The organism is Coleofasciculus sp. G1-WW12-02 (assembly GCF_040219735.1).
Lineage (GTDB): Bacteria > Cyanobacteriota > Cyanobacteriia > Cyanobacteriales > Coleofasciculaceae > Coleofasciculus.
This window is the reverse complement of sequence record NZ_JAVJRX010000057.1, coordinates 1-15,887: the sequence shown is the minus strand read 5'-3', so window position 1 is coordinate 15,887 and position 15,887 is coordinate 1. Positions and strand designations below refer to the sequence as shown.

11 protein-coding genes, 1 pseudogene and 1 CRISPR repeat array are annotated in these 15,887 nt (G+C 45.4%); of the genes and pseudogenes, 5 read left to right on the top strand and 7 right to left on the bottom strand.

The genetic code is table 11. From position 1 onward, the window contains the following. Positions 1-11 precede the first annotated feature (11 nt). Positions 12-335: direct repeats of the CRISPR family, unit length 36 nt; unit sequence GTTTCCATCCCCTTGCGGGGAAGTGTGTTTGTCAAG. 802 nt (positions 336-1,137) lie between these two features. Continuing rightward, positions 1,138-2,571, top strand: coding sequence for a HAMP domain-containing sensor histidine kinase (locus tag RID09_RS10005; RefSeq protein WP_446335795.1), 1,434 nt, complete (start codon positions 1,138-1,140; stop codon positions 2,569-2,571). Between the two features lie 42 nt (positions 2,572-2,613). Here the strand turns inward: RID09_RS10005 and RID09_RS10000 are convergent, their stop codons facing one another. From RID09_RS10000 to RID09_RS09980, 5 genes are all read right to left on the bottom strand, one after another. Further along, positions 2,614-3,144 carry a dihydrofolate reductase family protein gene (locus RID09_RS10000; protein ID WP_446335794.1) on the bottom strand — a complete coding sequence of 177 codons (531 nt, stop codon included), beginning with the start codon at positions 3,142-3,144 and terminating at the stop codon, positions 2,614-2,616. A gap of 145 nt (positions 3,145-3,289) precedes the next feature. After that, a complete protein-coding gene (locus RID09_RS09995; protein ID WP_446335793.1) occupies positions 3,290-4,414 on the bottom strand; it encodes an ABC transporter permease in 1,125 nt (374 codons plus the stop codon). A gap of 44 nt (positions 4,415-4,458) precedes the next feature. Beyond that, positions 4,459-5,577, bottom strand: coding sequence for an ABC transporter permease (locus RID09_RS09990; protein WP_446335792.1), 1,119 nt, complete (start codon positions 5,575-5,577; stop codon positions 4,459-4,461). Positions 5,578-5,721: 144 nt separating this feature from the next. After that, positions 5,722-6,678, bottom strand: coding sequence for a cysteine peptidase family C39 domain-containing protein (locus RID09_RS09985; protein WP_446335791.1), 957 nt, complete (start codon positions 6,676-6,678; stop codon positions 5,722-5,724). Positions 6,679-6,769: 91 nt separating this feature from the next. Then, a complete protein-coding gene (locus RID09_RS09980) occupies positions 6,770-7,810 on the bottom strand; it encodes a cysteine peptidase family C39 domain-containing protein (RefSeq protein WP_446335790.1) in 1,041 nt (346 codons plus the stop codon). A 253-nt stretch (positions 7,811-8,063) separates the two neighbouring features. Here RID09_RS09980 and hemC point away from each other — a divergent pair, with 253 nt between their 5' ends. The 4 genes from hemC to RID09_RS09960 all read left to right on the top strand — a co-directional run bounded on the left by hemC (position 8,064) and on the right by RID09_RS09960 (position 14,124). Beyond that, a complete protein-coding gene (gene hemC, locus RID09_RS09975; RefSeq protein WP_446335789.1) occupies positions 8,064-9,026 on the top strand; it encodes a hydroxymethylbilane synthase in 963 nt (320 codons plus the stop codon). A 269-nt stretch (positions 9,027-9,295) separates the two neighbouring features. Continuing rightward, on the top strand, positions 9,296-10,069 hold the full coding sequence (locus RID09_RS09970; RefSeq protein ID WP_446335788.1) for a sporulation protein: 774 nt from the start codon (positions 9,296-9,298) through the stop codon (positions 10,067-10,069). A gap of 105 nt (positions 10,070-10,174) precedes the next feature. Beyond that, positions 10,175-11,509 (top strand): ribulose bisphosphate carboxylase small subunit, encoded by a 1,335-nt coding sequence (locus tag RID09_RS09965; RefSeq protein ID WP_446335787.1) that lies wholly within the window; start codon positions 10,175-10,177, stop codon positions 11,507-11,509. 374 nt (positions 11,510-11,883) lie between these two features. Then, entirely contained in the window at positions 11,884-14,124 is a 2,241-nt protein-coding gene (locus RID09_RS09960) for a transglycosylase domain-containing protein (RefSeq protein WP_446335786.1), read from the top strand. Positions 14,125-14,893: 769 nt separating this feature from the next. Here RID09_RS09960 and RID09_RS09955 read toward each other — a convergent pair. Together RID09_RS09955 and RID09_RS09950 are read right to left on the bottom strand one after the other, a co-directional pair. Beyond that, positions 14,894-15,733, bottom strand: a pseudogene (locus tag RID09_RS09955) (HEAT repeat domain-containing protein); the annotation flags it as partial. Positions 15,734-15,763: 30 nt separating this feature from the next. Next, positions 15,764-15,874 (bottom strand): hypothetical protein, encoded by a 111-nt coding sequence (locus tag RID09_RS09950; protein ID WP_446335796.1) that lies wholly within the window; start codon positions 15,872-15,874, stop codon positions 15,764-15,766. Positions 15,875-15,887 lie beyond the last annotated feature (13 nt).

Below are 15,887 nucleotides of genomic sequence, written 5' to 3'. Positions count from 1 at the left end.
GGGTCTGCAATGTTTCCATCCCCTTGCGGGGAAGTGTGTTTGTCAAGCGATACAAACGACCTTAGTGGGTTGTTCAACTAAGGTTTCCATCCCCTTGCGGGGAAGTGTGTTTGTCAAGCATCAAAAGAACAAGCCTTAATTCTCTGGTTTGAAGGTTTCCATCCCCTTGCGGGGAAGTGTGTTTGTCAAGAATCGGGACAGATCACAATAAGTGGTCTCGATTTGTTTCCATCCCCTTGCGGGGAAGTGTGTTTGTCAAGGATTCCGGGCAAAAGCAGCGAGCGTTTTATTCATAGAGCGTTTCCATCCCCTTGCGGGGAAGTGTGTTTGTCAAGAGTTCGCTCAGGACGCCTTACAGGGACTGGGTTTCAGCCGCCAAATCTACACACCTTTTTTTGTTGTCAATTAACCAGCGCTTATTGACAAAAATCTCAGGATTTCATCGCCCATAATCCTTACCTGGACGGCTATCGACACACCTAAACGGAAAAATGAGGGTTTCAGCCATTGGACGAGGTGTGTAGATTTGGCAATTTACGCGATCGCGCTATGCAGTTGTCGAGGTTCTGCTATTGATAATCATACACAAAACTTGCCCTGAAGCCAAGACTTATCCTGAATCTCTAGGTAGGATTTGCTGCACCAACCGGAAACCCAGCTAAATAGGGGTTGCTGAATAAGTTTGGTGGTGGGGGTAGGAAGCCGGGGAAGCTGGGGGAGTTGGGGAGTTGGGGAGTTGGGGAAGCTGGGGGAGCAGGGGAGTTGGGGGAGCTGGGGGATAAAAGGGTTTAACCCTTTTTCCTTGAACAGGAGCAAATATCAATACTACTCAAAGCATTGATAGCTAAGGGTTTGGGAGTTGTGCAGCAAGCCCTAAATAAAGGCTGGTGGGCATTGCCCACCCTACGGTATAGCAGTTATAGACAAACGAACTGTTCCCCGTTTGCCGTTCCCTATTCCCCAACATAACGAATAAAACTCATCTATCCATCAGGAAAAAATCATCTTTATTTAATGATCATCGGATTAAGTGAAAGTAAGTCCAGTTTCCCCAATGCATCCCTTTTGAATAGAAATAGCCAAACCTCAACTCTAAAATGGGATGTATTTAACGCTGATAGATCGATCAACACTCCGATGAAATCCCCCAGCCGTCTGCTCAAATTCTTATGTAAAGCCTTACCCAAATTTGACCCTTTTTCACTACAGGTGCGATTAACTGTAGGCATTGCAGCCGTATCGATTACAGGATTAAGTGGTGTTGCTATCTGGACAAGTTGGTCGATGCAGCAAATCCTGATTAAAGCCCAAAAATATAATATTCAGTATCTTAGCGATCGCTTCCCCCATGATGTAAAACTTTACAGTGAGATGATGCCCCTAGAAACAGGGATGCAAAAGGCGATTGAGAACCTGACTACGGGGGATACGCTGTTATGGGTGCGTCGTTCTGATGGATCAATTCCGGCTCAATCGTCAGCGTTGCAGCTTAATCCAACTAATCGTTTGTTGTCCTCACAGATACCACTAATCCCTAAACTATATCGGGTGAACGGACGGTATTGGATCGCTTGTGGGACTCCCTTGCAAGTGCAGGGTGAAATGCTGGGTAAGGTTTATGTGGCAAAAGATATTACCAGCGAACAAAAAATGTTTTTGAGTTTGATTCGCACCTTGGGTATTGCCAGCCTGCTATCAATTACCGCCATGATTGTGGCAATTTCATTTTATATTAAGCGATCGCTGCAACCTTTATGTCAAATGAGTCAACTCACTCAAACCATTTCGGCTAAAGATTTAGGACAAGCACGACTTCATCTGGATCAAGCGCCGAGTGAGGTGAGAGAATTAGCGCAAACCTTTGATAATATGTTAAGTCGCCTATTTGAGGCGTGGGAACAACAGCGGCAATTTGTGAGTAATGTTTCCCATGAATTACGAACTCCATTAACGATTGTTTCGGGATATCTGCAAAGTATATTACGGCGCGGAAAAAACTTAACGCCTCCTCAGCAAGAAGCCTTGGAAATTGCCGCCTCAGAAGCGGATCGGACGGTTCAACTATTACAAGATTTATTGGACTTAGCACGAGTTGATCATGGCAGAATGCATTTTTATTTAGAACCGTTTGTGCTTAATGATTTGGTCGCCGAAGTCGTAGAGATGGCAGTACAATATAGTCATCGAGTGATTGATAGTGATACCACGAGTGGAGTTATTGAAGTTTTAGCCGATCGCGATCGCCTCAAGCAAGTGTTGCTGAATTTAATTGACAATGCGGTAAAATATTCAGACCCAGACCAACCTGTAAGGGTAAAATTAGACCAACAGGGGGAACAGGTAAGGATTCAGGTGTGCGATCGCGGACAAGGTATCCCCTTAGCGCAGCAATCCCGCATCTTTGAGAGATTCTATCGCGGGGACGAGAATCGCGCTCGTTCCCCAGGAGGGACAGGTTTAGGCTTATCGATAGTGAAAACCCTGGTAGAAGGAATGGGGGGTCAAGTTACTGTGCGATCGCAACTTAATCAAGGGAGTGTGTTTACTGTACTATTACCCAAACCGGATTAGGGATTGGATATTGGTGATTGGCAGAAATGATAAATGACAACTCTAAAACTGGGATTTCCTTCTCAAATCATAATACACTTGTAGTAATCCCGAGTCATAACTTCTCACTTCTTTTAATTCCAGTGGGGTTTCCAATTGAGGATTATTGACAATCAGAGGAATACCCTGTCCTAAAATTAGGGGATGGATGGAGAGAATCAGTTCATCAATCCAACCTTGTTTAAGAAAATAGTGAATGATTTGAGAACCACCAACTAACCAGATATCACATTCACTCCGATTAAGCAGCCTGCTCACAAATTCCGTCAAATCACCGCCGACAAATTTAACTGAATTTTCTTCTTGACCCGATAGAGTATTGGAGAAGACAAAACCCTCTTTTCCGGAATAGGGGTATTCTCCAAAACTGAGAATTTGCTTATATGTCTTTCTCCCCATAAGTACTGTATCAATTTGGTCAAAGAACTCTGTATAACCATAGTCAGCGTCGGTAAATAGCCAATCTACTTCTCCTGATGTCCTGGCAATATAACCGTCAAGACTTGATGCAATAAACAGCCGTATTTTTGCCATCGTTTTTTTATTGTTGAAAAACTTGTCTGGTTAGGTTTTTACTTACTATTTTTTCGACGGTACAGTCCTCAAACCATTAATAAACATAGGATTGCTGAATATATCGAAAAAACAGAAAAAGAGATTGGTCTTGTGTAGCTTTGATTCAACTGAGTTGATGGCGAAATTGGTTAATGCTGACTGATAATAACACAGTCGCAAATACTAGCAGTGCGATCGCGTGGGGAAACAGCACCTCCATACCTACGCCTTTGAGTAATATCCCCCGTACAATCGCGACATAGTGACGCAGGGGGTTCAACAGAGACAGGTATTGGAATACAGTAGGCATACTCTCAATCGGTGCGATCGCGCCAGATAGCTGAATCAAGGGTAAGTTAATAAAGAATGAGGTTAGCACCACCTGTTGCTGGGTTGCACACAGCGTCGCCAACATAATCCCAATCCCAATCCCCACCAAGACGTAAATCGCTGATAACCCCAAAAATAGCAACAAATTCCCCCGAAAGGGGACATCAAAAATCACCCGTGCTAGTATTAATGCCAACAACACATCACCCATGATTAGCACAAACAGGGGGACAATTTTCGCCAGCAAAATTTCCCAGGCTTGTGCTGGTGTCATCAGCAATTGTTCCAGAGTTCCTGTATCCTTTTCTCGAACCACCGTTACCGAAGAAACCAAGGAACTAATTAACGTGATCACAACCCCCATAACTCCAGGGACAAAAAACCAACTACTTTTTAACCCTGGATTATACAAAAAACGAGTTTCTGTGCTAATTAAGGGAGGCGCTGGATTCATGACAAATCGCTGACTATATTGGCGAATAATCTGATTAATATAACCCCGCGCAATCCCCGCCGTATTCGCATCCACCCCATCAATGATTATTTGCACATTTGCCGTTTTATTTTGGGCTAAATTCCGATTAAAATCCGGTGGAATAATTAATCCAGCCGTCAATTCCCCTTGCCGTACTTGTTCGGCTAACTCTTGCTCAGTAGCAGGATAGGCTTGAGCCTCAAATATCCGATTTTCCGTTAAAGCTGATACCAGTTCTCGACTCTCATAGCTATTGGCATAATCGACAATTCCCAACTTGAGATATTGCACATCAGGATTTAGGGCAAACCCATAGATGAGCAGTTGAATTGTGGGTGGAATGGTTAAAAGAACTACTAATTCTTTGTTTCTCAAGATTTGGTTAATCTCTTTCAAGATTAAAGACCAAAAGCAACTATTAAAGAATTGGCGAATAATTTTCATAGGTGATTGATGATTTTTGAAATTATCCCTTGTTTCCCCTAATATTAATCGGATAACTGCATACGCTTTAAGCCTATCCTTGCCGCATTAAACAGCAATAGCCCTAAAACGATCAGGATCAGTACCCATAACCAGACACCCGACCAACCTGTCCCTCGAACGTAAGCATCGCGGGTAACTTCGATATAATAACGCGCTGGGACAACATTAGAAACCAAAGACAAGGGAAAGGGAATATTACTCAGAGGATAGATAAATCCCGATAGCAGTAATGCCGTTAAAAAGCCAATTAACGCCACAGCTTGAACAGCGGCATTTTGACTCGCTGCCCGCACGCCGACCAAAAGCCCAAAGCTGACACTATCGGCTAAAAAGATCAGCGTACTCACTAATAAGGGTGTGGGATCGCCAGCAAACCCTAAGCCCCAAATTAATGAGCCTAACCCCATAATAAAGAATGCTTCGCTAATGCCAATTATGAGATAGGCTAAGCCTTTGCCTAAGAGTAATTCTAAAGCGGTGAGACTAGACGCATAAACTTGTAATATTGTTCCCTTTTCTTTTTCCCTTACCATGGCAACTGCCACCAGCAAAGAGGGATAAATCCATAAAATCAAGGCATAAAGACCGGGTACAATATAAAGCGATTCTTGCCGTCCCGGATTGAACCATATCCGCACCCTAGCGTTGATTTTTTCAGGTAGGACTTGTAAGCCAGAATCCTGTAAAAAGAATTTAGTCGTTGCCTGAATACTATTTTTAATCACACGGGCATTATTGGTATCTGTGCCATCGACGAGAACTTGTACATTTGTACGTTTATTTGCTTTAATCTGGCGGGTAAAATCAGGGGGAATTACTACCGCAACTTTGGCAATTCCTTGGTCAATTACGGATTGAGGGTCAATCGTTTGCGGATTGGTGTTTTCTGGAAATGCTGGCTTAAATTGATTCGTGGCAAACAACCGTTCGACATAGGAACGGCTCAGGGGAGTTAAATCAAAATCTTGCACAAATAGAGGAATATCTTTGGCTTCTAGACGAATGGCAAAGCCGAAAATAAGTAACGTCATTAGGGGCAGAATAAATGCCAGCGCCAAGGTCAGGCGATCGCGTTGAAATTGGGCGAGTTCTTTGATACATTGAGATAAGATGCGTTTCATGTTATTGATTGAACGTTCCGGAACTTAAAGCTAACATAAGCTAACTGTACTCGGTTGGGTTGACGCGCCGAAACCCAACCTACTCACCGAACCTCACTACACTTCTTATCCACAGGTAAGCTCTTATACTCTACACCCCACAACCTACACTTTGGGTGGATAGGTAACAAATATAGCTTGACCTATCCAATAGCCTTTCATCTGGTCAAAGGTCAGGATTTGACGCCCATAAAGTGGGTTACCAATGGTTACAGTTCGCGCTTTGCCATCAATTGATAATAGGGCGACAGCATGGTTAAATATCACTCCATCGACAGGTTCTTTGACAGTTAGTACCGCTGGTTTACCCGTGGCAATTAAATCATCAATAGTGAGACCCCATTGATAGCTTGGCGCTAAACCGAGCTGCTCCATTGCCTGAATTGTACCTAATGAGTGAGTCCCTTTTTGCGTTGTATGGGTGAGTTTAACTACATCCCGTTCCGATAAATTGGGGTCTAATCCTACAAATCGGGCTAGTGTGGCGATACTGGCTGGAACGCAGGTATGAGAGGTTGTTTGCAGAACTACTCCTTCAAGAACTAAGGGTTCACTGGCGATCCCAGTCATGGGGAAGGTGTAATATAGAATTATCCCCAACGGGATCATCATTCCTAGGACTATTCCTACTAACAGATGTAACTGTTGGCGAGAACGTTTTCCGGACAACTCAATTGATAGGACTAACCCCAAAGTTAAGCATCCCAACGCCAAGATGATGGGCTGATGATAAGCACCTAGATATAAGCGAACAATTAAGGGGAAAAGGCGATAAATATTAAATTGTCCGAATAGAAGAATGAACGCCGCCATTGTCGCGATCGCGAGAAACATCCGATTAATCTGGCGGCGGCAATTTTTAGGGTTATGGGATGCGGCTAACCGATTTCCCACAATCGCACCACTACTTAGAGGAATCAGGCAAAACAGAGTAAGAAATAGAATAGGATAGTGCGATCGCATTGCCCAAAGGGTTAGGCACATTCCTACCCCATAAGCAGCGAGGAGGAGTTGAGATAAGGTAATACGCGGTTTAAGTTGAAGTTTAAGTAGATTGTTCATTGTTGTTTCGACAACAGCAGCTTGTCTTAAGCCCAATTTCACTCACCAAAGAAAGCTGCTGTATGGGTAGTAAATCCGTGGCGAGTGGAGTCTACTGCGGTATATCTCCTACTGAGTCGGGGTTATGCAATAGTTGGGCTTTGGGATTGGTGACAAACACAGCATCACCTGTCCAATAGCCGTTAATATGGTCAAAGGTTTTTACCTGACGTCCATAGAGAGGGTTGCCAATTGTTATCGTTTGTGCGTCGGGATTAATAGATAATAAGGCAACGGCATGTAAAAAGATGACGCCATCCACATCTTCATTAACACTGAGAACAGCAGGTTGATTGATGGTTATCAGATCCGCTATAGTTAGCTGACGCCGATAGTTTGGCGCGAGTCCTAACTGGCGCATTGCCCGAATTTCTGCTAAAGCCGATGTTCCCAATCGGCTAGTGTGGGTGAGTTGAACCACATCCCGCTCTGATAAACTGGGATCTAAGCCTACCCAACGAGCCAGAGTCGCAATGCTAGCAGGGGCGCAGGTGTGAGAGGTGGTTTGTCGCACCACGCCATCAACCACAAAGGGTTCGCCTAGCATCCCTGTGACAGGGAGTAGGTAATAGCTAAATATAGCTAATGGCAGTATCATGCCAATAACGGTAGCTATTAATAGAGGTAAAGGTTGAGACGTTCCCCGACCAAATCCCACAAAAAACACAACCAATCCCAGAGCCAAACATCCTAATCCGAGGATGAAAAGGTGCAAGTATTCTGCGATATAAAGCAAAATAATTGTCGGAATCCAGTGAGGTAATAGTAAATTCGTGGCAAAAATGGCTAAATCTGTAACCTTAACACCTTGTAGCAGAATCGGTGAAGCAAAACTCGTCGCGATCGCACCTACCCCAAATAGACTGATATGAACCAGTCGCTGATGATGTTTCAGGGCGTTGTCGATGGTATCTAAGGTGATGCCCCCCATTACCAAACGATGGGCTAAATTGGCACCAATAATGAAGGCGATGCAGCAAACCAAGGCGATAAAAGCCCTGTAGGAATCTGACTGGATTGCCCAAATCGTGAGAGATATCGCCATCCCATAAGCAGCCAGAAATAGGTGAGGGGGTTTGATAGAAGTGTTCATTATCTTTGACAGAACAGCAGCTTGTCTTAAGCCCAATTTCACTCACCAAAGAAAGCGGCTGTATGGGTAGTAAATCTGTGGCGAGTGGAGTCTACTACCTTATATTTCTAAGTGGGTTAGGCTTATGCAAGGCTGATGACTAGGAAACAGGGAACAGGGAAAAGTGACAAAGGACAAATGATAAATGACAAGTGACCAAACTGCGGTAGGCTAGAGTAGGTGACTCTTTATACTTGTTTGACGCGATCGCTCTATGTCCTCCACTGTTACCAGTCCTGCTCGCACGATTCGGATCGGTTCCCGCAAAAGCCAATTGGCTCTGGTGCAAACCTATTGGGTACAGGAACAACTACAAAAACACTACCCCGATCGGCACTTTGAAGTCCAGACCATGAGTACCCACGGGGATAAAATCTTGGATGTGGCACTATCCAAGATTGGCGATAAGGGACTCTTTACCAAAGAATTAGAAGTAGGGATGCTGAATCAGGAGATTGATTTAGCCGTGCATTCCCTCAAGGATTTGCCCACCACGTTACCAGAAGGATTAGTCTTGGGGTGTGTGACACAACGAGAAAACCCAGCCGACGCTTTAGTGGTTCACGCCAAACACCAAGACAAGCAACTGGATACCCTTCCCGAAGGTGCGGTGATTGGCACATCATCCCTGCGGCGTTTGGCACAATTGCGCCACCATTTCCCCCATTTCGCGTTTAAAGATATTCGCGGAAATCTCAACACCCGACTCGCCAAACTCGATGCTGGGGAGTTTGACGCTTTGATTTTAGCCGCCGCCGGGTTAAAACGATTGGATATGAGCGATCGCATCCACCAAGTTATACCCTCCGATATTTCTCTACATGCCGTTGGACAAGGAGCCTTGGGCATAGAATGTCGAGGGGAGGATCAAGAAATCTTGAATTTACTCAAAGTCATTGAACATTCCCCAACCACGCAACGCTGTTATGCAGAACGGGCATTTTTACGGGAACTCGAAGGCGGTTGTCAAGCACCCATTGGCGTAGATACACAGATCACGGGGAATACCCTAATCCTCACAGGTATGGTTGCCAGTTTAGATGGGAAAACCCTGATCAAAGATACCATGACCGGGGATGGGACTCAGGCGGAAGCATTAGGGATTAAACTCGCTCAACATTTACGTCAGCAAGGGGCGCAAGAGATATTAGACGAAATCTTCGCTCAAACGCGGTAGGGTAGTACGCCTCGTGCGCCCTCCCCCTCGTTCCCAGGCTTTGCCTGGGAATGCCCTTTTAGGCTCTGTTCCCCGTCTGTAAATCCTACCCACTCCGGCATTCTAGAATCCTTTTACTGTTATTTCTCTAAGTGATTAACGGTTCATTCAACTAACAGAATAAAATTAAAATCTTGGCAATATGATTAAGCAAACCTTGAGATAGATGCCTTTCAAGTTATCCCTGGCTTATACTAGAGTATTATCCCGACAAAAACCCGGTCAGAGCCATGTTTAAAAAATTTCTATCCAGAGTAGGAATTGGCGCCGCCACCGTTGATACTCGCCTATCGACAGAATCCTTGATTCCAGGCGAAATGCTCAATGGAGATGTTCATATTACCGGTGGAGATAGCTCCCAAGACATTGATGATATTTACCTCTACGTTGAGACTGAATACAAACGGGAATATGAGGAGACGACAGCGACAGAAACCTGTAAATTGGTAAAGTATCACCTGAGTGAACGCTTCAAGTTGCAACCCAAAGAAACCAAGGTTATCCCCTTTTCCTTCCCACTTCCTTATGAAACGCCACTGACGCTGGGACATCAACCCGTTTATGTCCGGACTGGGTTGGATATTTCCCTGGCAATTGATCCGAAAGACACCGATTATATCGAGGTGCGTCCCCATCCCTTAATGGAATTGGTGCTAGAAGCCAGCAAAAATCTGGGGTTTCAACTACATAAAGTAGATTGTGAATATAATCCTTACTTAGGCGGCAATGTTCCCTTTGTCCAAGAATTTGAATTTCGACCGATGGGTCGATATCAGGGATATTTAGATGAACTGGAGATTGTGTTTTCCCTGCAATCAGACACCTTATTAAATGTTTTCCTAGAAATCGACAAACGGGCGCGGGGTTTTGGTGGTTTTCTGCAAGAAGCCTTTGATCTGGATGAACGCTATGCCCAGGTTCAGATTTCATCAGATTATCTGACAGGTCCTGTGACGGATGTTGAGGCTATTTTAGAGGGTACAATTCAAAGTTACTTAAGTTAAGATTAATTTTTTATGCCAACCGCAAAAACCGGGTTTGCTGAGGTTGCAGGTAACGTTTCTACGGTAAGATAAAGAATTACCGATCGCACAAAGACCTCTCGATTTATGACCTACTACATCGCGCCCAGCTTCCGGGATAAACTGGCGGTTCACATCACCAAAAACTATCTAGAATTAGAGGGTGTAAGAGTTCCTCTAATTCTGGGGATTCACGGACGCAAGGGAGAAGGCAAATCCTTCCAATGCGAGTTAGTGTTTGAAAAAATGGGGATTGGTGTCATCCATATCTCTGGCGGTGAACTGGAAAGTCCGGATGCAGGTGATCCGGCGCGTCTGATTCGCCTGCGTTATCGAGAAGCCGCCGAAATGATCAAGGTGCAGGGGAAAATGTGCGCTTTAATGATTAATGACTTGGATGCAGGGGTAGGACGCTTTGACCGCACCACCCAATACACGGTCAATACTCAACTCGTCAGCGCCACATTAATGAATATTGCAGACCATCCCACCGACGTGCAACTCCCTGGGAGTTATGACGCCAATCCCCTGCATCGCGTCCCGATTATCGTAACTGGGAACGACTTCTCCACCCTCTATGCGCCTTTAATTCGAGAAGGTCGTATGGAAAAATATTACTGGGAACCGAATCGAGAGGAACGCATTGGCATTATTGGCGGGATTTTTGCCGCAGATGAACTATCCCGACGAGAGATAGAACAACTGGTGGAGCAGTTCCCTAATCAAGCCATTGACTTTTTTAGCGCCTTGCGATCGCGGATTTATGATCAACAGATTCTCCACTTCATCCATGATGTCGGACTGGACAAGATTTCCTTTCGCGTGGTTCGCAGTACAGAAGCGCCGCCGGAATTTGAAAAGCCGAATTTTAATATCTCTCACTTAATCGAATTCGGTCAGGTGATGATCGGCGAACAAAAACAAGTCGAGGAGATGGGATTAGTTCGAGAATATAATAAAGCACTGCGCGAAAGCCCTGCCATTGAGATACCTCCAGCACGGCAATTAACAGGTCAAAATAACACCCAGACACACAGACAGGGAAACGGTTTAGCACAAGAACTCCGCACCCTTGAACGTCGGGACAGTTCAAGAGATGAAGCAATTGCCAAGACTAGAGTCAACCCCAAGACACCTCAACCCTCAGAACCCACCACACCCTTAGATTTAGGTATCCAGCAGCAGATTCGTGAACTCTTAGCCCAAGGATACCGTCTCAGCTTAGAGTATGCCAACGAGCGGCGTTTTCGCACCAATGCCTGGAAAAGTGATGGCACATTTCAAGGAGATGAAGCATCAGAGGTGATCCTGACTTTAGCCGAACGCCTTGCCGAGCATAATAATGAATACGTGCGGTTAATTGGCATTGACCCCAAAGCCAAGCGACGAATTCTGGAAACGGTTATTCAGAAACCAACTTAGGATTTGTCATTCGTCATTCGTCATTCGTCATTTGTGATAATTGAACGGTTAGGTCGGGGCGGGTTTAGTTATATCAGGGTGCAAACGAAACGTTAGGGGTAAAACCCGCCCCTACAAAAGACGTTTCATCAGAGGAGTCTCTACAACCCCGTTTCCCCAGCTCCCCCTGCTCCCCCTGCTTCCAGACGTAGCATGCTACGTCTCTACATTGCTTCCCCAGCTCTCCCACTCCGTCCTCTCTCAAACACGCTAAATTGTAATGTAGAAGTTCTCAGGCAACGTCATTCTCCCGAACAAGGCGATGAACCATGAACAATGAACCATGAACGCTAAACCAGGAACAAGACACCCGATTTAATACCATCCACGAGGAAATGAATTCTCCCAAACCTCCCCAACCGCCGAAAACCATTCTAGGTCAGTTGACTCAGGCTGTTCAGACGATTCAAGCCAAAGTTAACTTTGAAGCACTGGCGCTAAAGCCGAATGCCAAAGTTCCAGAACTGTGGGTTCAAGATGCGGGTGCGGATAAGGCGGAAGTATACCCCCTATTAGGCGATCGCTATTTGCTGGGACGCAGTTCTAAATCCTGCGATATTGTGGTGCGAAACCCAGTGGTGAGTCAGGTTCATTTGTCCCTGGAACGCTATGGGCGATCGGGTAGAACGTTTATTCTGAAAGATGAAAATTCCACGAATGGTATTTATCGCGGTAGACGCCGCCTACCGTGCTTAGCCTTGCGCCATGGGGATATTCTTACCATTGGTCCACCGGAATTAGCCGCCTCGGTTAAACTACAATATGTTGATCCGCCGCCTTGGTATATTCTCGGTATTCGTTACAGCCTCTATGGGGTGGGTGGATTAACCGCGTTAATTGCCTTAATTATTGGGATTGAATGGTTAAAAGTCCCCGTGCGACCCCTACCCAGCGGGGTTCAAGGACCCGTTGTCGTCTATTCTCGTGATCAGGTTCCCTTGCGTCAACCGCGTACTGAGGTTCACCGAGAACTAAAACGGTTATCGGATTTTTCCCCCTATCTACCAAAAGCTTTAGTTGCTTCAGAAGATAGCCGTTATTATTGGCATTTTGGTGTCGATCCTTATGGAATTTTGCGGGCATTAGTCCGAAATATTCGCGGGGGTGGGATCAAAGAAGGGGCGAGTACGATTAGTCAACAGGTTGCTCGCAGTTTGTTTACTGAATATGTTGGGCGAGATAATAGTGCTGCCCGCAAACTCCGGGAAGCCATTGTGGCACTGAAGCTGGAGACATTTTACAGTAAGGATGAGATTTTAAGGACGTATTTAAACCGCATCTATCTAGGGGTAGAAGCTTATGGGTTTGAAGATGCTGCCCAATTTTATTTCGATAAATCGGCAAAAGATTTAACCCTTTCCGAAGCCGCCACTCTGGTGGCAATTTTGCCAGCACCGAATAGTTATAATCCGGTTCAGGATTATGATACCGCGTTGGGCTTGCGAAATCGGGTAATTACCCGGATGCGGGGAATGGGAATGATTAGTGATGAGGAAGCACAACGGGCAAGGCGATCGCGAATTGAGGTAAGCCCTCAAGCCCGTGAATTCCTCAATAGCACCAAAGCTCCCTATTTCTATAATTACGTATTTGAGGAACTGCGGGATTTACTGGGTACGGAGTTGGCGCAAGAAGGGAACTTTATTGTGGAAACCACGCTCGACTTGCAGACTCAGGCAAAGGCAGAATCAGCGCTGCGTAGTTTTGTCAGTACCACGGGTTCGCAATTACGCTTTTCTCAAGGGGCGATGGTGACTCTGAATACCACAGATAGCTCAATCCGGGCGATGGTGGGGGGTGTTGATTACCAACAAAGTCAGTTTAATCGGGCAACTCAAGCCCAACGACAACCGGGTTCGACATTTAAACTGTTTGAGTACACCGCCGCCTTAGCCCAAGGGATTCCACCAGGAAAAACCTACTCCTGCGCCCCAGCCTATGGTTTGCGTGGGTGTGAACGTTCCGGGGGTGCGGTGAATATGTACACGGGTTTGGCGCAATCAGAGAATGTGATTGCGGTGCGGGTGGCAATGGATGCTGGATTAGGGAATGTGATAGATACGGCGCGACGATTAGGAATTCGCTCAAAGCTTGAGCCGGTTCCCCGGTTGGCAATTGGACAAAGTGAAGTGAATGTGTTAGAGATAACTGGATCGTATAGCGCGATCGCGAATGATGGGGTGTGGAATCCTCCCCATGGGATTAAACGGATTCTCGATAGTGGGGATTGTGCTGATGAGAATGATCCGCAAACCTGTCGGGTAATCTATGAATTTGAGGAAAATGGGGAAGGGGGGGTTAAAGCTGTAGCCCCTGCGGTTGCCCAGACGATGACCACGATGTTGCGGGGGGTGGTGCAAAATGGCACAGGCGGTTCAGCCGCAATAGGTTTAGGAGAAGCGGGGAAAACCGGAACCACGGATCGGTATGTAGATTTATGGTTTATTGGTTTTATACCCAGTCGGGAGTTAGTCACCGGGATTTGGTTAGGCAATGACGATAACTCACCCACGCGGGGAAGTAGCGCCCAAGCCGCACAATTATGGAATCGGTATATGCGGGAAGTGGTACAGTAATTGTTTGTAGTAGGCACTTTAGTGCCTTAAAAGGCTTGATTTCTAGGTTCCTTTTAAACCCAAGGAACCAAAAGTTAAAGTCAGTTAAAGCTGACTAAATATAGATTTTATACCAAATCCGCCTTTGGAACCCCTTTTTTGCCTTGGCGACTAGAAGTCGCAGCTACACAAACAAAGTCCGCCTGCGCGGACTAGCTTATAAAGGGGGTGGCTAACCCGGATTTGGTATTAGTCCACTTTAGTGGACTTGAGCTATTAGCCCGGAGTTTGAACTCCGGGCTCTGTTCCAGCCGCGATAAAGTCAATGATTTCGTCGTAAACTTTGCTGGTTTGTACAGATGTCGTCATGAGTGTTTTTCTCCTAATCGCATTAATCCGTTTGTGGTTCTCATGTAGGGGCAATCCGCTTGCACAAATTGATAACTCCAGAAACAGGGCGGGTTTACATACGTTACCAGTTTTTGAAGGTATGTTATCTGTACAACCCGCCCCTACAGACGTTCGGATCGCCCTTTACTCAATGTAGGCGGAGAGACGTTGCATACAACGTCTCTACAGGGGTTTATTCTGTTGGGTAACGCTTACGCTCTACCCAACCTACTGGAGGAGGATACAACTTGTAGTCCATTTTAATGGACTTAACCTATGAGCCAATAATTTGAATTCTTGGCGGATGCTGGGGCTGACTGAAAATGGTGCAATATGTGAATTTTAACAGGTTGTCGATTAGATAATGTAAATTGATTTTACGGCTAATATTATATCCTATCTAGCTCCTTTGATTCTCGAATTGTGCCAATTTATTCTGAGCAAACTCCCTAACTTTTTCATCAGGATCATTTTCGGCTCTGTCACGCAACAATGGTAGAGTCTGGGGATTATCAGGATATTGTTTAATAATAATTTCAATTGCTAATTGCCGAGGATTGTCTTGCCAGTCGTTCTCACGCACAAAGGAATCATTAAGGGCGCGATCGCGTAACAATTCAAATAGCCATGGCTCATCCTTCCAGCCTTTGGCTAATTCTCCCACCGCTGCAAGTCGCACACGCCAATCGTCATCAGATTGGGCTTTTTGTTTGAGAATAGGTAAGGTGTCGGGGTCATCTTTCCAGCCTCTGGCTAATTCTTCCATCGCTGCACTTCGCACATCCGGATGGTAATCAGATTGGGCTTTTTGTTTAAGCCAAGGTAAGGTGTAGGGGTCATGTTTCCAGCTTTTGGCTAATTCTTCCACCGCTGCTTGTCGCACAGACTCATCGTCATCAGATTGGGCTTTTTCCTTAAAAATAGCTAAGGTGTCTGGGTCATCTTTCCAGCCTCTGGCTAATTCTTGCACTGCTGTAATTCGCACAAACTCATCGTCATCAGATTGGGCTTTTTGTTTGATAATCGGTAAGGTGTCTGGGTCATTTTTACAGCCTCTGGCTAATTCTTGCACTGCTGCACTTCGCACATCCCAATCGTCATCAGATTGGGCTTTTTGTTTGATAATCGGTAAGGTGTCGGGGTCATCTTTCCAGCCTTTGGCTAATTCTTTCACCGCTGCACGTCGCACATTCCCCTCGTCATCAGATTGGGCTTTTTGTTTGATAATCGGTAAAGTGTCGGGGTCATCTTTCCGGTTCTTCGGTACTTATTATGCTAAACTATCAACTAAATGCCAAAACAATAAAGCTCTTTTTTCAAAGTTATAAAAATTGGTAAATCCAAAACCACAACGTTTTATTACCTTTAATCTATTGTTAATTCCTTCGACGATG